Raw genomic sequence first — 22,964 nt, 5'->3', positions numbered from 1 at the left:
TTGAATTGTTAGGTTTTCAAATGGCAAATGAAGAATTACGGCCGATCATCGTTAAGCGGATAAAAAAAGTAGCTGGCGGCCATCATGGCGGTGCCTGGAAAATCGCTTATGCTGATTTTGTCACTGCAATGATGGCATTTTTTTTGCTGATGTGGCTCTTGGGCTCCACTGCAAAAGGAAATCTTCAAGGGATTGCGGAGTATTTTCAAACTCCCCTCAAGGTTGCTATGGCAGGCGGAGATGGTAGTGGAGATAGTTCCAGTGTCATTAAAGGCGGAGGCAAAGATTTGAGTTTGCGTGAGGGACAAAATCGTAAAGGCGACATTGAAGCACAGCGGAAATCCTATAATTTGCAGGCTGCAGAGGCCGCCCTAGCTAAGGCTGATGCTGAGAGGTTGAAAGGGTTAAAAAGTAAAATTGAAGCTGCAATTGAGTCGAATCCAACATTAAAACTCTATAAAAAACAATTATTGCTCGATATTACAACAGAGGGGTTGAGAATTCAGATGGTTGATGAGCAAAATCGACCTATGTTCGCTTCCGCGAAAGCAGACTTGCAGCCATATACGAAAGAAATTCTCCATGAAATCGGAAAAGCATTAAACGAAGTTCCTAACAAGATCAGTTTATCTGGACATACTGATTCTGCTCCCTATGGCATGGGGGAAAAGGGATATAGTAATTGGGAGCTATCTGCTGACCGTGCGAACGCATCAAGAAGAGAGCTCATTTACGGTGGTATGGATGAGGCTAAAGTGCTGCGTGTCGTCGGATTGTCGTCGTCTGTTCTGTTTGACAAGCAGGATCCGCTTAATCCTATTAATCGACGCATCAGTATTATTGTTATGAATAAGAAGGCAGAGGAATCTGCATCTCAGGATGGCGGCTCTGTCGAGGTAACAAGCCAGACGAATGCTGAGACTGAGGTTTCTGTTAAACAGTCAGGTAAGTAGCGCATGATGAATGGCGTCAGTGATAAAACTGAACAAATAGGATACTGAGATGTCCCCCAAAAAAATGCTAGGGTCTCATGTAAAGCAGTTGTTATCAGGAGTCTCTGACCACGGAAATGCGCATTTGTCTGAAGTAGAAACTGATTTGGCTCAGACAGCTCTTTTGTTGGGAGAAGCGATTGAGAAATTGGGGGTCAGTTTTCTCTCATTACATTCTGCCGTATTGAAGGAGCAGGATGAAATTAATCTGATTATTGACACGGGATTAATTCCTCCTGAGAGCATTGGCCGAATCAGAGCGATCCAGGCCGAGATTTCTCAGCATGTCAATGCAGCAGTGACTTCTCTGCAATTCCAGGACCTAACCAGTCAGTTAATTTCAAGAACACTAGAAAGATGCAATGGCCTGAGGGAGGTTTTGACTACGCTCGGTGTCGTCGGAAACGATATTTCACATGATGCGCCAAGCGATGATATTGAATCCCTTCTGAAAGAGACAATTCTCCGTCTTGAAAAGCAAAGTATTGACTTGCAAAACTTGCTCAGGAAGGCGGTTCATCAAAAGCATTTAGATAGTGGTGATATTGAATTATTTTAGTCTGTAACAGTGTTATGAATGTATTGCGTTTTATTCGGAAAACGGGGTAATTATGGCTAAAACAATTTTAGCGGTGGATGATTCTGGTTCTTTGAGGCAGATGGTCGCGTTCAGTCTGAAAGCTGCTGGATATCAGGTCATTGAGGCGGTTGATGGGCAGGACGGTCTGGAAAAAGCCAGGATGCAGGTTGTTGATCTGGTGCTGACTGACCAAAATATGCCACGAATGGATGGGCTGACTTTGATCAAGTCGTTGAGAGGTCTTGCGACTTATCAGCGTGTACCTATTTTGATGCTGACGACTGAGTCCAGTGATGATATGAAGGCCAAGGGGCGGGCTGCGGGGGCGAATGGTTGGTTGGTGAAACCCTTTGATCCACAAAAATTAACTGAAGTCGTAAAAAAAGTTATTGGTTGAGTTGGGAAGTTGCCAGTTATTGCTTGTGCTAATTATGTAAATGCCGGAGTTAAATAATGACGATTGACATGAGTCAGTTTTTCCAGGTTTTTTTTGATGAGGCAGATGAACTTCTTGCCGAGATGGAAAAATTGCTGCTTGCAGTCGATGTTTCTGCACCTGACGCGGAAGATTTAAATGCGATTTTCCGTTCCGCGCATTCTATTAAAGGTGGTGCATCTACGTTTGGCCTGAACGATATGACTGAAGTCACTCATGTACTTGAGTCATTGTTGGACAAAATCAGAAAAGGCGAGATGTCGCTGACATCGGAGCATGTCGACGCATTTTTGAGCGCTAAAGATATTCTCAAAATGCAGCTTGACGGACATCGTCTGGGAAGCGTGGTTGATCAGGACGCAGTAGGTGACGTACGGATGCTCTTGCAGTCGCTGTCGGATGAATCTGATCACACGGCCAGATCGGCAGACCCGGTTGTGGTTGATCATAGTGATACACATTTTCAGCAGACATTTAAAGTTGAGATTGCAGCGATCAACGATGCTGATACCAGTGCTTTAATGTCGGAGCTGGGATTGCTTGGCTTGATTTTCAAGGAAAATTGCGATCCAGGAAAAGCGATTTTTCATCTCCAGACAAATGAATCTAAAGACGATATTATTTCAATTTGCTCCTTCATTCTGGATCCGGATAATCTGAACATCACGCTTGAGTCATCCGTTCCTCGTTTAGTTGCAAAAAAGACGCAGAATCAGACCGAGGAAGATCTTGGGTACGGTTTTTTTGAGCCTCTTGATGCCATGTTTCCACCTTTGGATGCAGCTACAGAGGCGAACACTAAAACAGAAGCACCCGCGCCGATGCCGGTATTGACACAAGAAGGTGCTGTCGATAAAAAAAATCCAGCAACGAAAAAAGAAACAGAAAAACATGTCGCATCCCAGGAGTCGTCCACTATCCGGGTCGGTATTGAAAAAGTTGACCAATTGATTAACCTGATAGGTGAACTGGTCATTACACAGGCAATGCTTGAACAGCGGACTCGTGATTTAGACCCCATTCTCAATGAGCGTCTGTTAGGTAGTGTTGCTCATCTCACGCGCAATACACGCGACTTGCAAGAGGCGGTTATGTCCATCAGGATGATGCCGATGGACTATGTATTCTCCCGTTTTCCAAGGATGGTTCGGGATCTTGCTACCAAATTGGGAAAACGCGTCGAGCTAATTACTTACGGTGCCTCCACAGAGTTAGATAAAGGGTTAATTGAGCGGATTGTAGATCCATTGACGCATCTGGTTCGGAATAGTATTGATCACGGCATTGAGTTGCCTGCCACTCGCGTGCAGGCGGGCAAAAGTGAAGTCGGTAAATTGTCGCTCTCCGCAGTTCATCAAGGCGGCAATATTGTCATCGAAGTCAGTGACGATGGCGGTGGGTTGAACAGAGAAAAAATTCTTACCAAGGCGCGTCAAAATGGATTGACTGCCCCAGATTCAATGCAAGATGCCGAAGTCTGGCAACTGATTTTTGCACCTGGTTTTTCTACAGCAGAAATTGTCACGGATGTTTCTGGTCGTGGTGTGGGTATGGATGTCGTTAAGCGAAACATCACGGCCATGGGTGGGGTGGTTGATATCCGTTCTGCTATGGGATTTGGAACGACGATCACGATTTCATTGCCGTTAACTTTGGCTATCTTGGACGGTATGTCCATCAAACTTGGCGATGAAATCTATATCTTGCCGCTTGGTTTTGTAATGGAGTCATTGCAGCCAGCACGATCCGATGTAAAAGAGGTGCATGGCAAGGGAACTGTCATTAAAGTCAGGGATGAATACCTGTCTCTGATTCCGCTTTACCAACGTTTTGATCTGGAACCCAAATTTACCCATCCTTCAGAAGGTATTGTTGTGATTGTTGAGGTCGATGGAAAAAAAGCAGCCTTATTTGTGGATGATTTGGTTGGGCAGCAGCAGGTTGTCGTAAAAAATATTGAATCCAATTATAAAAAAGTCCCTGGAATTTCAGGCGCAACTATTTTAGGCGATGGTAGTGTCGCCTTGATTTTGGATGTGTCCGCATTACTTCGCTCAAATAAATAATTCGTTAAAAATAGATATTAAGGATCATATATGGCACAACTACTCCAATCATTGAATGATCAGACTTCCAATATAGAAAATGGGAACGCAGATATTGCCGGGCATGAGTTTCTTGCTTTTACGCTTGGCAATGAAGAATATGGAATTGATATCCTGAAAGTACAGGAAATTCGTGGTTATGAAGCGGTGACCAGAATCGCCAATGCGCCTGATTTCCTAAAAGGAGTCATTAATCTGCGGGGTATTATTGTTCCCGTCGTTGATATGCGTATCAAGTTTAATCTGGGAACACCTACCTACGATCAGTTCACCGTTGTGATTATTCTCAACATTGAAGGAAGAATCGTTGGTATGGTGGTTGATAGCGTTTCCGATGTCACGACATTGACTCCTGATCAGGTACGCCCTGCTCCAGAGATGGGAACAACATTCAGCACAGATTTTTTGATTGGTTTAGGAACTTTAGAGGACAGGATGCTGATTTTGGTTGATATTGACAAACTGATGTCCAGCCCGGAAATGGGATTGGTGGATGAGTTAGCTTAAATGAATTACCAGAAATTATCATAATAAAAAGGTAATGATTCACTGTAGTGAGGAGATATATCTATGAATTTGCGTAATTTTAAAATCGGAACCCGTTTAGCTATTGGATTTGCTTTAATCCTGCTTGGTCTAGTCATTGTTTTGTTATTGGTAAATAGCCTGAGTGCCGGCGCCCGCAAAGAGTTAGCTGATAATTCCGGGTTGGCAAATCAAAAGCAGATCTTAGCGAACACAATGAAAAGCTCTCTTTATGAAGGTGGCATTTCAATGCGCAATATTGGCATTCAATCCGATGTGAGCGAGATGCAGAAAGAGGAAGGTAAAGTTAAATCGCAACGGCAGCTTTATGAGGATTCTAAAAATAAGTTGATCGCTTTAGGATTGACCGAGGATGAAAAAAAGGTTCTCGCAGAAATTGCGAAACTTGATAAGGACATGGAGCAGCCGTTTAAAGATGCTGTAGGGCAGGCGCTGGCGTTTAACGGAGAAGGCGCCGTTAAAATCATCTCCACCGTCCTTGAGCCAATCAACAAAAAGCAGATTTCTGAGATTAATAAACTGGTTGATTTGCAGACGCTCACTTCCAAGAATATTTTTGATGCGGCGGCGGCGGCAGGAAAGCGGCTTTCTTATATTTTGTACGGCATATTGACTTTAGCGGTTGCCATTGCAGCATTATTTGCATGGCTGCTCACCAATAGCATTACCAGACCATTGTCTGAGGCACTGGGGGTGGCTGAATCAGTTGCTAGCGGTGATTTGCGCAGTGATATTGTAGTTAGTGGTAACGATGAGGTTACTTCGCTTTTGTCCGCCTTGAAGAATATGAATAGCAATCTGGCTGCCACGGTGGGACGAGTCAGGGAAGGCACCGAGACTATCACAGTTGCGGCTCAGGAGATCGCTTCCGGCAATGCTGATTTGTCGAGAAGGACGGAGTCACAGGCAAGTTCCCTGGAGGAAACTGCGAGTTCTATCGAAGAGTTAACTGGGACTGTCCGGCAAAATGCTGATAATGCACGTCAGGCTAATCAACTGGTTGTTTCTGCAACCAATGTTGCGGTGAAGGGCGGTGCTGTGGTGGGGCAGGTTGTTGAAACTATGGGATCGATTAAGGAAAGCTCCCGGAAAATCGTGGATATCATTGGCGTGATTGACGGTATTGCATTTCAGACCAATATTTTGGCTTTGAATGCGGCAGTTGAGGCCGCGCGTGCTGGAGAGCAGGGACGTGGTTTTGCCGTGGTGGCTGCCGAAGTGCGAAATCTGGCACAACGTAGCGCCAGCGCAGCGAAAGAAATCAAATCATTGATTGGTGATTCAGTTGACAAAGTTGATCAGGGTAGCAAACTAGTCGACGAAGCTGGCAAAACAATGGATGAAATTGTTACCAGTGTTCAGCATGTCGCAGACATTATGAGTGAAATTACAGCCGCAAGCCAAGAGCAAAGTGCAGGTATTGAGCAGGTGAATCAGGCGATTAATCAGATGGATGAGATGACTCAGCAAAACGCAGCTTTAGTTGAGCAAGCTGCGGCAGCAGCGGAAAGCATGGAGGAGCAATCAATTGTCCTTGCGGAGGCAGTTAGCGTTTTCAAACTGAGTCAGCAGTTTTCAACTGGTCTGGATCAGCAAAGATTCGAAAAGCCGAAAAACGTTCTCAGAATTGAAAAGGTGACTTCAATTGCTCCAAAAACAGCTGCTTCAGATAAAAAGCAAACTCCGAAAATTGCAAACAAACAATCTGTTGCATCTGCTGAGACTGACGACTCCTGGGAGGAATTTTAAAATCCTGACGCTCTTATAAAGTACGGTCAACCTAACCTGGACATCTTGATGAGGCAACCTGGTTCAAGCGATAAATCGGAAACGTCGAAAGAATTTGAATTTAACTCACAAGATTTCGATCGGGTCAGAAGCATGATATACCAACGTGCCGGTATATCTCTGGCTGACAGCAAGCAAGAAATGGTTTACAGCCGGTTGGCACGGCGTTTACGTGCAACGGGAATTAATTCATTTTCAGATTATCTGAATACTCTGGAAAAAGAGCAGGATAGCGATGAGTGGGAGGCGTTTACAAATGCTTTGACTACCAACCTGACTTCGTTTTTCAGGGAAGAGCATCATTTTCCGATTCTTGCTGAGCATGCCAGAAAATGCCAGCCGCCAATTCAGGTATGGTGTTCAGCCAGTTCGACAGGTGAAGAGCCCTACTCAATTGCGATGACACTTTGTGAAGTATTTGGGACGCTAAGGCCACCTGTACATATTATTGCTACCGATATTGATACGAATGTCCTGAATACCGCATCAAAAGGAATTTATAACATTGAGCGAATTGAAAAACTATCTCCGGAACGGGTTAAAAAGTTTTTTCTTAAAGGTAAAGGGAATCAAGAGGGGCTGGTCCGGATCAGACAGGAATTGCGCGATCTGATCACATTTAAACAGTTGAATTTATTGGCTAATAATTGGCCACTATCCGGTGAGTTTGATGCCATATTTTGCCGTAATGTGATGATTTATTTTGATAAGCCGACGCAAGGCAAAATACTGAAAAAATTTGTCCCTTTGATGAAACATGATGCCTTATTGTTTGCCGGGCATTCGGAAAATTTCTTGTATGTAACAGACGATTTTAAGCTAAAGGGAAAGACAGTTTATGAATTGTCGCAAAATAATGCTGCCAGGCACAAAGGCATGACGAATCATCTGCACAAAGGTGGCTTATGAGTCAATTAAGTGAAGAGCATTTTGCAACCAACGTCTATTTTGACCGAATGTTTGATTGTGATGCCGCAAAAATTTTGCCCGGCGAGTTTTATTTCACTAATAAAGACATGCTGATTGTCACGGTACTTGGTTCTTGTGTGTCCGCATGCATTCGGGACAGGGTTTCCGGTGTTGGAGGAATGAATCATTTCATGCTGCCTGATACAGGGGGAGATGCGGATAATCCTGTGTCAGCATCCATGCGATATGGCACGTACGCCATGGAAGTACTGATTAATGAGTTGCTCAAGGCCGGTGCGAAAAGGGAAAATCTGGAGGCAAAGGTTTTTGGTGGTGGGAATGTGCTCAGAGGATTTACTGCGATCAATGTTGGTGAAAGAAACGCAAAATTTGTTCTTGATTATTTAAAGGCAGAACGCATGCGGGTCATTGCGGAAGACCTCAATGATATTTATCCAAGAAAAGTTTACTTTTTTCCTAAAACAGGAAAAGTGTTGGTGAAAAAACTCAAAGTCGAACATAACGATACATTGAGAAAACGTGAGCAGGATTATGCAAGTCGTTTAAAAACAACATCAGTGGGTGGAGAGGTCGATCTGTTCTGAGACGTGCGAGGCATGGATCTAAGATTGATGGATATGAGGTTTTTGAATGAAAATTAAAGTTTTAGTGGTAGATGATTCTGCGTTGATACGCAGTGTGATGAGTGAAATTATCGGTAGCCAACCTGATATGGAGGTGGTTGGCGTCGCACCTGACCCGCTTGTTGCCAGAGAAATGATTAAGCAACTCAATCCTGATGTGTTAACACTGGATGTAGAGATGCCGAAAATGGATGGTCTGGACTTTCTGGAGCGCTTAATGCGGTTGCGGCCTATGCCGGTCATCATGGTTTCCTCGTTAACGGAACGTGGTTCTGAAATCACGATGCGTGCACTCGAACTTGGTGCGGTTGATTTTGTAGCTAAACCGAAATTGTCTATTCAGAGTGGAATGCTGGAGTATTCTGATTTGATTGCAGACAAAATCAGAATTGCATCGAAAGCCAAAATTCGGCCGCGCCATATCGCATCTGCGGAACATAATAAAATATCAGCAGAAATATTGCCTCTTGTGCGGAATCCTTTAACCAGTAGTGAGAAACTGATTATTATCGGTGCATCTACCGGTGGAACAGAGGCAATTAAAAATTTCCTGGCTCAGATGCCATCGGACTGTCCAGGTATTTTGATTACTCAACACATGCCGGAAGGATTTACCCGGTCATTTGCAAAACGTCTGGACGGATTGTGCAAAATCTCTGTTTCCGAAGCAGTGGGTGGTGAGCGGGTATTACCCGGCCATGCTTACATTGCTCCGGGGCATTCTCATTTATTGCTGGCCCGAAGTGGTGCTAATTATGTAACCCAGCTTGATGCGGGTGAACCTGTTAATCGCCACAGACCTTCGGTTGACGTGTTATTCCGTTCAGCCGCAAATAATGCAGGTAAAAATGCAGTTGGCGTTATATTGACTGGAATGGGGAAGGATGGCGCTGCGGGAATGCTGGAAATGAAGAATGCCGGTGCTTATAATTTTGCGCAAGATGAAGCAAGTTGTGTAGTATTTGGAATGCCTAGGGAAGCTATTGCCATTGGTGCGACCCATGAAGTTGCACCACTCAATGAACTGCCGGCAAAAGTGTTGCATTATTTGACAACACATGGCAGCAGGGCATTGAGGGTTTGATTACCAAATCGTGCTTTATTGCAATTTTAGTCCCCTTTGTTCTTAATTTGACCGATAATATTAACAACTGTATTTGAAGAAATAATGGAGTGATTTATGGCCGATCAGAATCTTAAATTTTTAGTTGTTGATGATTTTTCCACGATGCGTCGTATTGTCAGAAATCTGTTGAAAGAATTAGGCTACTCCAATGTTGATGAGGCAGAAGATGGTGCAATGGGACTGGCAAAATTAAAAAATGGTGATTTTGATTTTGTGATTTCTGACTGGAATATGCCGAACATGGATGGTTTAACCATGTTGCAACACATCAGGGCTGATCCAGAGCTGTCAAAAATGCCAGTGCTGATGGTGACCGCGGAGGCCAAAAAAGAGAATATTATTGCTGCTGCCCAGGCTGGTGCAAACGGATACGTGGTCAAGCCTTTTACAGCAGCAACTTTGGACGAAAAACTGTCCAAAATTTTTGAAAAGTTGGGTAAAAGCGCATAACAACTGTATGTCGATTATATAACCGACTGAACACATGACAGATCAATCTATTCACCAACATATGCAACAAGACGAACTCATCTCGAGAGTTGGACATATGACGCGTCTGTTGCATGATAGTCTACGTGGGCTGGGCCTCGATAAGCTGTTAGAGCGAGCCGCGGAAGATATACCTGATGCCAGAGATCGCTTGGATTATGTCGCTAAAATGTCTGAGCAAGCTGCGCAAAGAGTATTAAACGCGACAGATATTGCAATTCCATTGCAGGAGAAGCTGGATTCGGAAGCTAAAAAAATTCGTGAGTCTGTTGCCTTGATTAGCCAAGGTGCTGTCAGTATTGAACAATATAAGCAGGTCATGAATGACATCTCAAATTATCTGACGATGGTGAGCAATCATAGTATGGAAACCAAGTCGCACCTGATGGACATAATGATGGCTCAGGATTTTCAGGATTTGACCGGACAGGTTATTAAAAAGGTGACATCGCTGGCTCAGAATCTGGAGCAACAACTGGTTCAGTTACTGATCGATTATTCTCCGAATGATCTCAAAAAGGAAGTTGTTGACGGTCTTCTCAATGGGCCTCAGATTAATCCCGAAGGCAAGACTGATGTTGTTGCCAATCAAAGTCAAGTAGACGATTTGTTGGATAGCCTCGGCTTCTGAGTATTTCGATCTCGGCAATCAAATAAACAAAAAAGTCGTATGATTGAAAATAATTTTATCTTAAGAGAGCCTTTGCTTGATCCTAAGCAAAAAGTAATCGGCTTTCAATTCTCCTGGCAACAAACCAATTCTGAATCTAAGCTGGATGCTGAAAATCTAGACTATTTATTAGAATTTGTTGCGGGTCATCTCAATGATGAAGATGGTTTTTTAATCGGAAACAGTCTCGTTTTTTTGGAGGCATTACCAGAGTTATTGCATTCCGAAAGCCTGAAGTTATTTCCAGCAAAAAATACTGTTCTTATCCTGCATAAGAAATATTTCGCCGATGAGTCCGTTTTAAACGCAGTCAAGCAATTGCGGGCCGATGGCTTTGGTATTTGTCTGAGAGGAGCAGAGGTAAGCACGTTAGAGCGTTCTTTTTTCACCTTTGTTTCTCATATAGAAGTCAAACTGAATGCATCTAATTTTGCTTCTCAGGCAAAAATCTATGGCGCACTAAAACAGTCGTCAATTCGGATGGTCGCGCGTGATGTTGCAACGTGGCAGGACTTTGATGCCTGCTCTGCTTTGGGGCTGGAAAGCTTTGTTGGAAAACTGCATTTGACCCCCCGACCAGGTTCTGCACAGAAAAGTCTGAATCCATCTCAAACAACGATCTTGCAATTAATGGAGATGGTCAGGAAAAATGCAGATATCCAGCAGCTTGAGCTGGTTGTGAAGCGCGACGCTACCCTTGCTTATAAGTTGCTGCGGTATATCAATTCTGCCGGATTCGGTTTGCGCACTGAAATACAGTCTTTAAAACATGCGGTTCAGATGTTGGGATATAGTCCGCTTTACCGTTGGCTGACTGTGTTACTGGCGTCGGCAAATACGGGCGGATATTCGCCGGTATTACTTGAAACCGCAATTGTCAGAGGGCGTTTTGCTGAGTTGCTGGGGCAAATGCAAATGCCTAAAGCAGAAGCAGAGAACCTCTTTGTCGCTGGTATGTTTTCGCTGCTGGATCGTCTGTTGGGATTGCCAATGGAAGAGGTTCTGGAGACGATACAGCTTCCGGATGTAGTTACAGAAGCTTTGCTGACAAGAGGCGGTATTTATGGTCCCTATCTTGCCTTGTCCGAAGCGTGTGAGTTGAATAGTATGTTGGTCGGTTCTCTCGCCGAGTCCCTGAAAATTGCAGCTGAAGATGTTAATGCAGCACATCTGGCAGCGCTGGTTTGGGCAAAAAATGTTGCTGATGCAGCCTAAATAATGCTCCGAAAAAAACGGCAAGCAGTGATTGCTTGCCGTTTTTTTATATGTTTTTATCAAAAAAATACTCAAATGCAACAACGACATATCGCACAACTTCCAGCTATTCCTTTGTGGCTGGTTTGGATCGCCGCCATCTATTTTGTCGGATATCGATTGGGTGCGTATCCTGTTCTGAATAATAATGAAGGTCTTTATTCAGAAATTCCGAGAGAAATGTTGCTGGCAACCAACTGGAAAGGTTGGGCCATCCCCCATCTGAATGGTCTTGCCTACATGGAGAAGCCCCCCTTGCTGTATTGGCTGACAGCACTTTTCTTCGTCATTTTCGGAGAACAGGAGTGGGTTGTCAGACTGGTGCCGGCGCTATCTGCACTTGGCTGTGTCGGTCTGATTTTATGGTTTTCCACACGTTTGCAGCGATTTGAAGCTGGCCGCCTGGCAGCGCTTATGTTCGTCAGTTCTTTGGGGGTGACGCTCATGTCGAGAACTTTAATGTTCGATATGTTGCTGACTTTTTTTCTCGCTGCTGCCCTGATGAATGGTTACCTTTTTGTTGAATACAACGACAGACGGGCGCATCATCAGTCTATGGTTATGTTGGCATTCGCGTTATTGGCGAAAGGCTTTGTTGCGTTGATATTGTTTGCGATTGTTATGTTTTCCTATATCGCATTGCGATCAGTTTCGGTAAGAGATTTTTTTACAAAGATTCGTGCCTGGTTTTATTGGAAAGCTGTATTGCTCTTCCTGCTGATTGCTGCCCCATGGCATATTGCAGCCATGATCGCAGAGCCTATTTTTACCTGGTTTTATTTCATCAACGAACATATTTTACGTTTTCTGGGTAAGCGGGAACCGCACGATTATTATGCCGGGACTTGGTGGTATTACTTGCCACGGGCACTTCTGTTTTTATTTCCATGGTCTTTCTTCTTACCTCTGTTGCTTGTGCGGCGACTTAAGATAATGTTGAATGAGAAATTCCAGTTATTTCTCTTTGTTGCATGGCTCATGCCGTTATTGTTTTTTTCTGTGTCGAGTGCGAAGGCAAATTATTATCTGGTGACTATCATGCCATTTGCAGTTCTCCAAATGGCTTTTATATTGGACGAGATGCAATTTGTGCGGCGTTGGGTGTTGGCAATACCTGGAGTTTTAATTGCATGTGTCTCTGTCTTTGCTTTATGGTGGCTGGTGGGGAATACCACTCTTCCTGAGTGGATAATACTTGGATTGCCGCTTAAAAAATTTGCGCTTTATGCGACATTGATTCTCTTGATAACGACATTAATCGTATCTCTGATGTCAATCCGTGCTTCTGGGGCGAGATTTGTCAGCTACTTATTAATCCCGGCTGTATGTTTGCCACTGTTATTGGAAACTGTAATTGCTCGAGGCAATTCGATTTCAACAAAAGTGCTTTCTCAAATTCTGGTGAGAGATTTTCCTGAAAGAAACGTATTTACATATCGTTTTTTTGAGCAACAATCTTCGCTTCCATTTTATTTAAAAAAAACCGTTCAAATTATTGATAGTCGCAGCAGTGATTTATTCTGGGGAAATAAATTACATCAAAATCAGATTGTTATAGATGATGCCGAATTTATTGAATTGACTAGGACTTCCAAAATATCTTTACTTGTTTTATCAGATGATTTATCTGACTTTTACCAAAAAAAGTATGCCTCCGCTTTTCAATTGATAAAGCAATCTGGAGAGGTTTCGATTTTCAATAATTGACGTGCACGCGTTTCAAATTGTCAGAAATTCGCCACAGTACAAAATACTGATTGTATGTACAGTATTTTGTGTTAAAGTACTCTCATCAAATGCATATTAAATGAAGTACCTTGATACCTGACTAGGAGATTTTAAAATGGCATACCTTGAACAATCTTTCGATACCCGCTTTAGTCTTCAGTTTTCCCCCAGGTCTTTTTTAGTGCGCCTTGGCCGTCGAGAAATGTTTGTCTGCCGAGATTTTCGCCAGCGAGCGTATCGAGTTAATCCTATTCTGGATTGCTCTACAGGTGTTCAGGCTGGTCACCTGGAAATGTTGGTATTGAAAAAATGGCTGATTATTTTGTCCAAGGCAAGTTGGTAATCAATTGAGCCTATTCTAATTCTGGGAATAGCGGCTGATCGGTAATTTTCTTGAATGAGAAAAACCCTTGATGACTTAAGGGCTTTTCTAAATTAAAACAATGGGTATCGCTAGTCGCGCAATATTTGTTCGATCACCTTCAGCCTTGCCCCCGACTTCCTGAGCGATGAGTCAGGGCTGGTTTCATGGACTGCCGATTAGTGCCTTGACGAGGATTTCCAGTATGCGTCTTGTTGGCTGCCAGTTGTGCGGGTTTGTTTCCGGATTGTGCTCGTGGCGGACGTTTACCTGAAGAAGGTGGGCGTCCTTCAAAACTGCGGAGTTGTATTGGTTGAGCTTTGGCGTTTGGATCCGGAATAAATCCATCGACAATTTCTTTCGGAATCTGGCGTTTGATGAATTTTTCAATATCGGCAAGCAATTTAAATTCATCAACACATACCAAGGATACCGCTTCTCCGGTGGAGCCCGCACGGCCAGTGCGACCTATGCGATGGACATAGTCTTCCGGTACATTCGGCAGGTCATAATTCACAACGTGCGGTAACTGATCAATGTCAATGCCGCGTGCCGCAATGTCTGTGGCGACCAATACAGGCAGGCTGCCGTCCTTGAATTCAGTGAGTGCCTTGGTGCGGGCTGACTGACTTTTATTCCCATGGATTGCCATGGCGCCAATGCCATCTTTACCCAATTGCTCTACCAGCTTATTGGCACCGTGCTTGGTCCGGGTAAATACCAATACCTGGGACCATTGGTGTGTTTTGATCAGGTAGGCCAGCAGCGGATGTTTTTTGTCCCTGTCCACTGGATGAATTTTCTGTCCGATCACTTCCACCGTTGAATTGCGTCGGGCAACCTCGATCATCGCAGGATTGTTTAATAAGCGATCTGCCAGTGCTTTGATGTCATCGGAGAACGTTGCGGAAAATAACAGATTCTGGCGTTTGGTCGGCAGAATGGCGAGAATTTTCTTGATGTCGTGAATGAAACCCATATCGAGCATACGGTCAGCTTCATCCAGCACCAGTATTTCAATATGACGCAAATCAATGGTACCTTGCTGATGATGATCCAGCAAACGTCCTGGAGTGGCGACCAGAATATCCACGCCATGTTTTAATAATTTGATCTGCGGATTAATTCCGACACCGCCAAATATGACACCGGAATTCAGCGGCAGATATTTACTGTACAAAGCAATATTTTCCTGTACCTGTGCCGCCAGCTCCCTGGTAGGCGTCAACACCAGAACGCGAATGACGCGTCGGGTAACTTTGTCCTTGGATGTGGTAGTGCTGGCTAAACGCTGCAGGATAGGCAGTGTAAAACCCGCTGTTTTGCCGGTTCCGGTTTGTGCTCCAGCCAATAAATCTCCGCCACGAATGACGGCAGGAATTGCCTGTTGCTGGATTGGGGTGGGGGAGATATAACCCTGTTCGCTGACTGCGCGAACAATATCCTCGGACAAACCGAGTTCGCTAAATGATGACATGGATTTCTACTGGATTACTGAAAACACGGATTCATTTTTCGTGAATCCGGAAAGGAGCCTGCATGCCAGAGCATGGCAGGCCATTATGTTTATTTTGGTGCTGCTGCAAAGGGTTGGAGTACATTCACCATTTGCGCAAATACTTTAGGCGTCCCAGCCAAGATATCACCCTTATACAGGTAATCGGCATCGCCAGAGAAGTTGCCCACGATCCCACCTGCTTCTGTAATTAATAAAGAGCCTGCTGCGATATCCCATGGTGCCAGGCCTTTTTCAAAAAAGCCATCGAGGCGTCCTGTCGCCACGTAAGCCAGATCCAGTGCTGCAGAGCCTGGTCTTCTGAGTCCCTGGCACTTACCGGTCATGACTTTAAACATTTCCAGGTATTGATCGAGTGCCGACAGGTCTCTGGACGGAAAGCCGGTTCCGATCAAAGAGTCGGCCAGTTTATCGCAGCGAGTGACACGAATCCGTTTTTCGTTCAGAAATGCACCGGCTCCTTTGGTGGCAGTAAACATTTCATTACGAGTAGGATCATAAACTACGGCTTGGGTAATGACACCGCGGTGCTGCAAAGCAATGGAGACGCAATATTGCGGGAAACCGTGAATGAAGTTAGTGGTACCATCGAGCGGATCAATAATCCAGACATAATCATTTTGGTCATGCAGATTAGCGGATGCACCAGATTCTTCAGCCAGAATCGCATGATCTGGGTAAGCGGTTTTTAGCACCTCAATAATGGCAGCTTCTGCGGCCTGATCGACCTCAGTCACAAAGTCATTGAAATGTTTTTCTGTGATGCTCACGCGATCGAGATCAAAAGAAGCACGATTAATCAGTGTCGCGCCACGACGAGCGGCTTTTACCGCAGTATTCAGCATTGGGTGCATAAGGTTTCCGATAAAATGACGGCAAACAGATCATCATGCCTCTGGGATGAAGGATCATATTGCTGGACAAAAATGATAAAGAGCGTGCGCTGCTGTTTTTCAGGAATCGCACTTAGCAGAAAAAAACAACGCAAATTTATGGCTATTTTAAATGAACTTGACACAAACTGACACATCTCTTTTTAATCGCTTGCGGTTTGTTCTGGTGGAAACCAGCCACCCGGGAAATGTCGGTGCGGCTGCACGGGCGTTAAAAACCATGGGATTTTCCCAGCTTTATCTGGTGCGGCCGCGGTTTGCAGATGTACTCAAGCATCCTGAGGCAATCGCCTTTGCCAGCGGAGCTCAGGATATTCTGGATAACGCCCGTATTGTTGATACCGTGGAGGAGGCTCTGATAGGTTGTGATCTGGTGGCTGCGGTCAGCGCCAGGCTGCGTGAATTCTCTCCGCCATTGATCACTCCGCGGGAGCTGGCGAATCAGGCAGCAGGGAATCTGGTCAATGCGGCACTGGTATTCGGTAGTGAGCGTTATGGCTTACCTAACGAAGTAGTGATGAATTGTCAATGGTTGATTCATATACCAGCCAATCCTGAGTATTCATCGTTAAATCTGGCGCAGGCAGTTCAGTTGCTGGCTTACGAAGGACGTATGGCTGCAGGGCAGAATCCAATATCTGATGCTGAAAAAAATGTTCAGATTGGATTCCGCGGACAGTTGGCAACCAGTGATATGCTCGATGGCATGTATGCGCATCTGGAGCAGGCCTTGATCAAAATTGATTTTTTGCACCCGGATCAGCCGAAGAAGTTGATGCCTCGATTAAAACGTTTATTTTCCCGCACTCAGCTGGAAACTGAGGAGGTCAATATATTGCGTGGAATCGCAAAAAAAATCATGGACATGCCGAGCAAGTAATATCAAAACGGGTTTGTCGATAATAAATCCTTCGGAATTGTTGTTTAAATTGATAAATATGATGAAATCGATTGTATTGCAATTAATTTATTTCTCTTTTGGCATTTTCAGTGACATCCTATTTGTTGTAACCTCAGTAAGATTGCAATGTGGACACATTGCTTATTCAAAATAATTCTGACAATTAAGAAGGTGTCATTATTTCTGCTTTATTCAGACGATCTGTTATTTCCCGTTTCTGTGCAGGCTTGTTTGCCATCTGCCTGGCGGGTCCCGTTGCCGCATTGGGCGTTGGCGGGCTGCGTATGCAGTCATCACTTGGTCAGCCTCTGAAGGCACAGTTGGAAGTCACCGGCGCGGAGGCTTTTGATATCGATCTGAATTGTTTCAAAGCTTCAGTGGAGGCTGCAGATGGCACCTTGCTGGCGCCTGTTGCATTAAATTTTATCTCACAGGGTGACAGGCGCTTCCTGAAGCTGGGAACACGAAAAAGTCTGCTGGAGCCGGCTGTTAAAGTCGTGCTGAAGGTGAACTGTGAAATTCAGTTTCATCGCGAGTATCTGGTGTTATTGGATCCGCCCGAATTATCGACTGCTTCTCCAATAGAGCAACCTCGTACTCAACCTGAAAGTGAAACATTCAAAGCAAATATTTCTACTTCTGAAAGACTGGCAAAGAAAGATCAGGGGCGGCAAGTAATCAGTTCGGTCACATTGACGCGTCAAGTGTCAGAGGAGCCTGTCGCACATAAGAGAAAAAATACGCCACAGCAAAAAATGTCGCCTGAACTGTTTTTGCCGAGACCTGCCAATACCGGAAAAGATACGCTTAAATTGTCCAGGGATGGGGAAAATCTAGTTTTTGGCTTAAGGTCGTCCGACACATTGTCACTCCCTGATCAAGGAGGTACTTCTGCCGACGTAGATATCGAAGCAATCCGGCTGGCCCAGACGCAGTTCGCGGCAATGCTGCGTGATGAAAAATTACCAATAGCGAATACAGAAAAAAACAATGCAGAACAACAAAAAATACAGAGCCTGCAACATGAAGCTATCCAGCTGAAACGCCAGATTCAACTCGATAAAGCTGCTGTCGAAGAGCTGAAAGACACTTCAGTCGCTAAAAACTGGTTATACCTTCTGCTGGTTCTGATGTTGGGTAGTGTAGCGGTATTGCTGACACTGCTCGCTTACGTCCGGCGGCTACATAAAAAAACTGCATCCACCTGGTGGGAGCAAAAAGAATCGAAGACGGCGGAAACCAGACGCAGTGTCGAAGAACTGGTTGATCATGTTCAGGCTTCTTATGGACCAGCCACGACTGCAGGTGAGCATTCTCAGTTGATGGAAAAAACGTTTGTTACCAGTGACCTGGCGCATGTATCAATTGTGCCGAAAAATAATCGAGGGGAATCGGCTTCACTGGGAAACCTGGAAGCCAATTCCGTGTTTAGTCGCAGCTACACGCCATCACTGGAAGATACCAACAGCAGCACTTTTAACTTTTTCTCTTCACGAGGACATTCCCTCAAGGTCGAAGAGATTTCAGATGTGACTCAGGAAGCTGAATTCTGGATGTCGGTGAATGATCCTGAGCGGGCAATTGAAATTCTTGAGCCGCAGGCCGATCAGACGCAGCCGGAATCTCCCGTGCCCTGGCTGTATTTACTTGATCTGTATCGTATGACTGGCAACAAGGGAAAATACGATGCACTCAGAGATCGTTTTGTCGTGTATTTCAATGCGAATGTGCCTGAGTTTGAGGTTGATCCTGCTAGTCTGACGGTGCGTCATCTGGACGATTTCGAACATCTGATCCAAAAAATATGCGGCCTCTGGCAGACCAATGATATTTTGCCTTTCCTGGAAAGTTTGCTGATTGATGATCGTGATGGTAAGCGTATAGGCTTTGATTTACCGGTCTATCGGGATATCCTGTTGCTGATTTCGATTGCCAATGAGCTCGACAGATTAAAGTCAATGGGTGAACAGATCAGTGGCTGGAAAGCGGCAACGGATATTCCTGTGGCAGAGTCAGGGGAGGATTCAGCAGATCAGTCTCACGTTATTAATTTTGAAGCTATCGACTTTCACACCAAACCCTGAAAGATGGCCCCGATACTCCGATCAAATCAAATGCCATCATTTTTACGCCTGTATCTCAATTTAGCGGAAGGTAGTCACTGATGATTAAGCTTTGTGGTTTTGCCGTAAGCAATTATTACAACAAGGTCAAACTGGCTTTGCTGGAAAAGCAGATTCCGTTTGAAGAGATTCTGATATGGACTGACCGTTCGCCGGAGCTGATCGCGAGATCGCCGCTTGGTAAGATACCGTATATTGAAACTCCGCATGGTGCTTTATGCGAGTCGCAAGTGATTCTGGAATATCTGGAGCAGGTTTATCCTGATCGCCCCTTACTTCCTGAGGATGCTTTTGCGGCAGCCAAGGTTCGTGAATTGATTGTGTTTCTGGAATTGCATCTGGAACTGGTTGCACGCGAATTGTATGGGCAGGCATTTTTTGGTGGCAGTATTTCGGATGAGATCAAAAACCGTACGGAAAAGCAACTGACCCGCAATATTGCAGCTTTTGCGAAGCTGGCGAAGTTTGATGTATTTATCGCAGGCGCTGAATTCAGCATGGCGGATTGCGCAGCAGTTGTGCATTTGCCTTTGATCACACTTGCGACAAAGATTATTTATGGCCGCGATTTTCTGGCAGAGTTGCCAGTGAAGGAATATCTGGAACGTCTAGCTACGAGACCCCATGTCCAGAAAGTGAATGCCGACCGGAAAGAAAATCAGGTGCTGATGATGAGTCGTAAAAAATAAGATCAGGACAGCGTACGATATTCATAAAAATGGGGAGCTGTGCTTCCCATTTTTCATACTGCCCGGCGCATTTTCTGTACGGTATAATTTTTGATTTCTTTCGGCGGCTCAACCAGTTTCACGATGGCGAATGTACAGTTGTCGCCGCGCGGAGCACCCCGGTCCCGTGCTTTCCGGATCAGCAATTCAGATGCCTGTCGTGGTGAATTCGCGGCGACCGCGGCAGATAATTCAGCATCATCAAAGTAATGCCAGAGTCCATCGGAGCACAATAAGAAACAGTCGTTGACCTGAAGATTATCGCGTTGTCCGAATTCAATATAGGGCGGGGAAGTCGTTGAACCAAGCACGTTCACGAGAATATTGGCTAATTTGTGGGTTTTGGCTTCTTCCGACTGGATTTTTCCTTCATCAACCAGTTTCTCAACATAAGAGTGATCCCGGGTTCTTTCGGCAAAATTAGGTCCGCTGAAGCGATAAAGGCGAGAGTCGCCTGCATGTGCCCAGATTGCCTGCTGCTGAGGGGTGATCACCATAGCGACTAATGTACTGTGTGGCTCTTTTTCTGCCGAGACTGCGGTCAGCTTGATCACAGTGTGCGCTTCCTGCAGGATGGATTCGAGCAGGTGACGAACATCATTGCCAGGATAAAAGTCATCAAACAATTGTTTTGCCGTACGTACTACCTGTTCTGCAGCCAGTGCGCCACCGCTTTTTCCGCCCATGCCGTCAGCCACCACAGCCATCATATAGCCAGGTGCATTGGGGGCGGCAAAAAGTCCGACCCTATCCTGTTGTTCTTGCCTGTCGCCGATATGTTGTCCGGTGCCGGCTTCGATCTTATATTGGCTCATACGTCTCGGTAGATTACACTAATGAAAAGTCAGCCTCGTAAGACTTTCCCGAAATTAATACTATTCTACTGTAAGCTGAAGGCTATGAGCCATCCTGAACAAGTACGACAACGAATAATTGAGTTGGAAGTGGAACACCGGGATCTTGATGTCGTGATTAACACACTACTCAAGGACCCTGCTCATGATGAGCTGCAATTGCGTAGATTGAAAAAGCGTAAATTACAGCTCAAAGATCATATCACTTTACTCAAAATGCAGCTGACTCCCGATGTACCAGCCTGAGATCATCCTGCAGAGAAAGACTGCTTTTTGCCTTTGAATGACCAATTTTGACTGATATATCTCCCCCGAATACGACGATTGCCCCTGATCAACACGATACTGAAATCGCACATCTGTTTGGCTCTGACGGTCCTTTAAGTCAGGCTATCCCCGGGTATCGTCCGCGGTCGCCGCAGATTGAAATGGCAAAAACCATCGCCAGTGCAATTGCCGGACACGGCACTTTGCTGGCGGAAGCGGGCACCGGAACCGGGAAAACTTACGCTTACCTGATCCCTGCATTGCTGTGGGGCGGGAAAACGATTGTTTCAACTGGTACAAAAAATTTACAAGATCAGTTGTTTTTACGTGACATTCCAACGATCCGGAAAGTGCTGAAAGCCCCTGTATCCGTCGCTTTGCTGAAAGGGCGTGCGAATTATCTGTGCCATTACCATCTGGAACGTACTCTGCAAAATGGCCGTCTCACTTCGCGTGAGGATGTCGGCTATCTGCGGGATATTTCCCGCTTCATCAAAACGACTGCTAGCGGTGATAAGGCGGAATTATCGCGTGTGCCAGAAGGTGCATCGGTCTGGAGTCTGGTGACATCGACCAAGGAAAACTGCGTTGGTTCTGAATGCCAGTATTATCAGGATTGTTTCGTGATGAAAGCGCGCAAAGAGGCGCAGCAAGCCGATGTGGTGGTGGTGAATCATCATTTGTTTTTTGCCGATGTTGCGCTGAAAGATACGGGCATTGCCGAGTTGCTGCCTTCGGCCAATACGGTCATTTTTGATGAGGCGCATCAATTACCGGAAACGGCGACTTTGTTTTTTGGTGAGACGGTTTCCACATCCCAGGTGCTGGAATTATGTCGTGATGTGCTGGCAGAAGGTCTGTCGCATGCACGAGATGGCGCGGAGTGGGCCAAACTGGTTGCCCCGGTCGAACGGGCAGCGCGTGATTTGCGACTGGCCTTTCCGCAGGATATTGTGCGTTTGTCGCTGGATCAGATCGCGCCATCGAGCCCATTTTTTGAGGCGCTGGAAGCGCTGAAGCGCGGTCTGGATGACATGATAGCCGTACTGGAAAAACAGGCGGAGCGTGCGGAGACACTGGAGCAATGCCGCGCTCGGGCCATCCTGTTGCTGGACCAGATTGAGAAATGGAATGCGGCCCTCGATCTTAAAGCCAATGATGGCGAATATGTACTCTGGGTGGAAGCATTTTCCGTATCTTTGCAATTGCACCGCACGCCCTTGTCGATTGCGCCTATTTTCAATAAACAGCGCGAAGGAACGCCAAGAGCCTGGATTTTCACTTCAGCAACGATGGCGGTGAAAAATGATTTCACCCATTACGTCTCTCAGATGGGCTTATGGAATGAACCGGCACACACCTGGCCCAGCCCCTTTAATTATCAGGAGCAGGGATATCTGTATGTGCCGGACCGGATGCCCGACCCAAATTCGCGCGATTACACAGATGCAGTGATTGACGCCGCCTTGCCGGTGATTACTGCTGCCGGTGGTAGGACATTTTTACTGTGCACAACCTTAAAGGCCGTCAGGCATTGTGCTGAACGTCTGAAGTCGGAGTTTGAGCAGCGTGGTCTGGATTTTCCCTTGTTTGTGCAGGGTACCGCCGGACGGACAGAATTGCTGGATCGTTTCCGTGCCGCAGGAAATGGTGTGCTGATCGGTAGTCAGAGTTTTTGGGAGGGGGTCGATGTCCGTGGCGAGGCATTGTCATTGGTCATTATCGATAAACTGCCTTTTTCGCCGCCGGATGACCCGGTGCTGGCTGCGCGTATCAGCGCCATGGAAAAAAAGGGATTGAATGGTTTTGTACATCACCAGCTTCCCGAGGCTATCATCAATCTGAAACAGGGGGCGGGGCGTCTGATTCGTGATGAAACGGATCGCGGAGTGCTGATGATTTGTGATCCGCGTCTTATTTCTAAGCCATATGGCAAGCGTATCTGGCAAAGCCTGCCTGGTTTCGCCAGAACGCGTGTGGAAGCAGACGTGGTGGCATTTTTCGGGCAACTGAAACAAAATAATGCTGCGTCTGCGGAATGAGGATTTTGTATC

At 45.5% G+C, this 22,964-nt stretch carries 22 protein-coding genes; 19 read left to right on the top strand and 3 right to left on the bottom strand.

Features of this window, described 5'->3' with window-relative positions:
- Positions 1–20 precede the first annotated feature (20 nt).
- From motB to HV832_RS02290, 14 genes are all read left to right on the top strand, one after another.
- Positions 21–953: a flagellar motor protein MotB gene (gene motB / locus HV832_RS02355; RefSeq protein WP_176801923.1), complete on the top strand. Its 933-nt coding sequence runs from the start codon at positions 21–23 to the stop codon at positions 951–953.
- Positions 954–1,002: 49 nt separating this feature from the next.
- A complete protein-coding gene (locus HV832_RS02350; protein ID WP_176801922.1) occupies positions 1,003–1,551 on the top strand; it encodes a chemotaxis protein in 549 nt (182 codons plus the stop codon).
- Between the two features lie 52 nt (positions 1,552–1,603).
- Positions 1,604–1,969, top strand: a complete 366-nt coding sequence (locus tag HV832_RS02345; protein ID WP_176801921.1) for a response regulator — start codon at positions 1,604–1,606, stop codon at positions 1,967–1,969.
- A gap of 56 nt (positions 1,970–2,025) precedes the next feature.
- Positions 2,026–4,074, top strand: coding sequence for a chemotaxis protein CheA (gene cheA / locus HV832_RS02340; RefSeq protein WP_176801920.1), 2,049 nt, complete (start codon positions 2,026–2,028; stop codon positions 4,072–4,074).
- A gap of 30 nt (positions 4,075–4,104) precedes the next feature.
- Positions 4,105–4,620 (top strand): chemotaxis protein CheW, encoded by a 516-nt coding sequence (locus HV832_RS02335; RefSeq protein ID WP_176801919.1) that lies wholly within the window; start codon positions 4,105–4,107, stop codon positions 4,618–4,620.
- 63 nt (positions 4,621–4,683) lie between these two features.
- Positions 4,684–6,408, top strand: a complete 1,725-nt coding sequence (locus tag HV832_RS02330; protein ID WP_176801918.1) for a methyl-accepting chemotaxis protein — start codon at positions 4,684–4,686, stop codon at positions 6,406–6,408.
- Positions 6,409–6,456: 48 nt separating this feature from the next.
- Positions 6,457–7,356, top strand: coding sequence for a CheR family methyltransferase (locus HV832_RS02325; RefSeq protein ID WP_176801917.1), 900 nt, complete (start codon positions 6,457–6,459; stop codon positions 7,354–7,356).
- Positions 7,353–7,961 carry a chemoreceptor glutamine deamidase CheD gene (gene cheD, locus HV832_RS02320; RefSeq protein WP_176801916.1) on the top strand — a complete coding sequence of 203 codons (609 nt, stop codon included), beginning with the start codon at positions 7,353–7,355 and terminating at the stop codon, positions 7,959–7,961. Before HV832_RS02325 ends, cheD begins: the two co-directional genes overlap by 4 nt.
- Before the next feature lie 46 nt (positions 7,962–8,007).
- Positions 8,008–9,084: a protein-glutamate methylesterase/protein-glutamine glutaminase gene (locus HV832_RS02315; protein WP_176801915.1), complete on the top strand. Its 1,077-nt coding sequence runs from the start codon at positions 8,008–8,010 to the stop codon at positions 9,082–9,084.
- Positions 9,085–9,180: 96 nt separating this feature from the next.
- Complete coding sequence (gene cheY / locus HV832_RS02310; protein WP_176801914.1) at positions 9,181–9,576, top strand: chemotaxis response regulator CheY; 396 nt, start codon at positions 9,181–9,183, stop codon at positions 9,574–9,576.
- Positions 9,577–9,610: 34 nt separating this feature from the next.
- Positions 9,611–10,246 carry a protein phosphatase CheZ gene (cheZ, locus tag HV832_RS02305; RefSeq protein ID WP_176801913.1) on the top strand — a complete coding sequence of 212 codons (636 nt, stop codon included), beginning with the start codon at positions 9,611–9,613 and terminating at the stop codon, positions 10,244–10,246.
- 39 nt (positions 10,247–10,285) lie between these two features.
- On the top strand, positions 10,286–11,500 hold the full coding sequence (locus HV832_RS02300) for an EAL and HDOD domain-containing protein (RefSeq protein WP_176801912.1): 1,215 nt from the start codon (positions 10,286–10,288) through the stop codon (positions 11,498–11,500).
- A gap of 3 nt (positions 11,501–11,503) precedes the next feature.
- Positions 11,504–13,246: a glycosyltransferase family 39 protein gene (locus HV832_RS02295; RefSeq protein WP_176801911.1), complete on the top strand. Its 1,743-nt coding sequence runs from the start codon at positions 11,504–11,506 to the stop codon at positions 13,244–13,246.
- A 136-nt stretch (positions 13,247–13,382) separates the two neighbouring features.
- Positions 13,383–13,610 (top strand): hypothetical protein, encoded by a 228-nt coding sequence (locus HV832_RS02290; RefSeq protein WP_176801910.1) that lies wholly within the window; start codon positions 13,383–13,385, stop codon positions 13,608–13,610.
- 139 nt (positions 13,611–13,749) lie between these two features.
- Here HV832_RS02290 and HV832_RS02285 read toward each other — a convergent pair whose 3' ends face one another.
- Together HV832_RS02285 and HV832_RS02280 are read right to left on the bottom strand one after the other, a co-directional pair.
- The gene (locus HV832_RS02285; protein WP_176801909.1) at positions 13,750–15,105 is read right to left on the bottom strand and encodes a DEAD/DEAH box helicase; all 1,356 of its coding nucleotides are present in this window, start codon (positions 15,103–15,105) and stop codon (positions 13,750–13,752) included.
- Positions 15,106–15,194: 89 nt separating this feature from the next.
- Positions 15,195–15,989: an inositol monophosphatase family protein gene (locus HV832_RS02280; RefSeq protein ID WP_176802099.1), complete on the bottom strand. Its 795-nt coding sequence runs from the start codon at positions 15,987–15,989 to the stop codon at positions 15,195–15,197.
- Between the two features lie 160 nt (positions 15,990–16,149).
- On the opposite strand from HV832_RS02280, the gene HV832_RS02275 reads away from it, so the two are divergent.
- From HV832_RS02275 to HV832_RS02265, 3 genes are all read left to right on the top strand, one after another.
- Entirely contained in the window at positions 16,150–16,917 is a 768-nt protein-coding gene (locus HV832_RS02275; RefSeq protein WP_176801908.1) for an RNA methyltransferase, read from the top strand.
- 248 nt (positions 16,918–17,165) lie between these two features.
- Entirely contained in the window at positions 17,166–19,022 is a 1,857-nt protein-coding gene (locus tag HV832_RS02270; protein ID WP_176801907.1) for a type IV pilus assembly protein FimV, read from the top strand.
- 80 nt (positions 19,023–19,102) lie between these two features.
- Entirely contained in the window at positions 19,103–19,750 is a 648-nt protein-coding gene (locus tag HV832_RS02265; RefSeq protein ID WP_176801906.1) for a glutathione S-transferase family protein, read from the top strand.
- A 53-nt stretch (positions 19,751–19,803) separates the two neighbouring features.
- Here HV832_RS02265 and HV832_RS02260 read toward each other — a convergent pair whose 3' ends face one another.
- Positions 19,804–20,604 (bottom strand): PP2C family protein-serine/threonine phosphatase, encoded by an 801-nt coding sequence (locus tag HV832_RS02260; protein ID WP_176801905.1) that lies wholly within the window; start codon positions 20,602–20,604, stop codon positions 19,804–19,806.
- A gap of 84 nt (positions 20,605–20,688) precedes the next feature.
- Between HV832_RS02260 and HV832_RS02255 the strand changes: the two genes are divergently transcribed.
- Together HV832_RS02255 and yoaA are read left to right on the top strand one after the other, a co-directional pair.
- Positions 20,689–20,889, top strand: coding sequence for a YdcH family protein (locus HV832_RS02255; protein WP_176801904.1), 201 nt, complete (start codon positions 20,689–20,691; stop codon positions 20,887–20,889).
- A gap of 47 nt (positions 20,890–20,936) precedes the next feature.
- Positions 20,937–22,952: a DNA repair helicase YoaA gene (yoaA, locus tag HV832_RS02250; RefSeq protein WP_218131928.1), complete on the top strand. Its 2,016-nt coding sequence runs from the start codon at positions 20,937–20,939 to the stop codon at positions 22,950–22,952.
- The last annotated feature ends 12 nt before the right edge of the window (positions 22,953–22,964 follow it).

It is taken from the genome of Cognatundibacterium oligocarboniphilum, assembly GCF_013377855.1.
GTDB classification, from domain to species: domain Bacteria; phylum Pseudomonadota; class Gammaproteobacteria; order Burkholderiales; family Burkholderiaceae_D; genus Undibacterium; species Undibacterium oligocarboniphilum.
The sequence above is the reverse complement of the archived record's forward strand: the minus strand, read 5'-3'. Positions and strand labels throughout refer to the sequence as shown.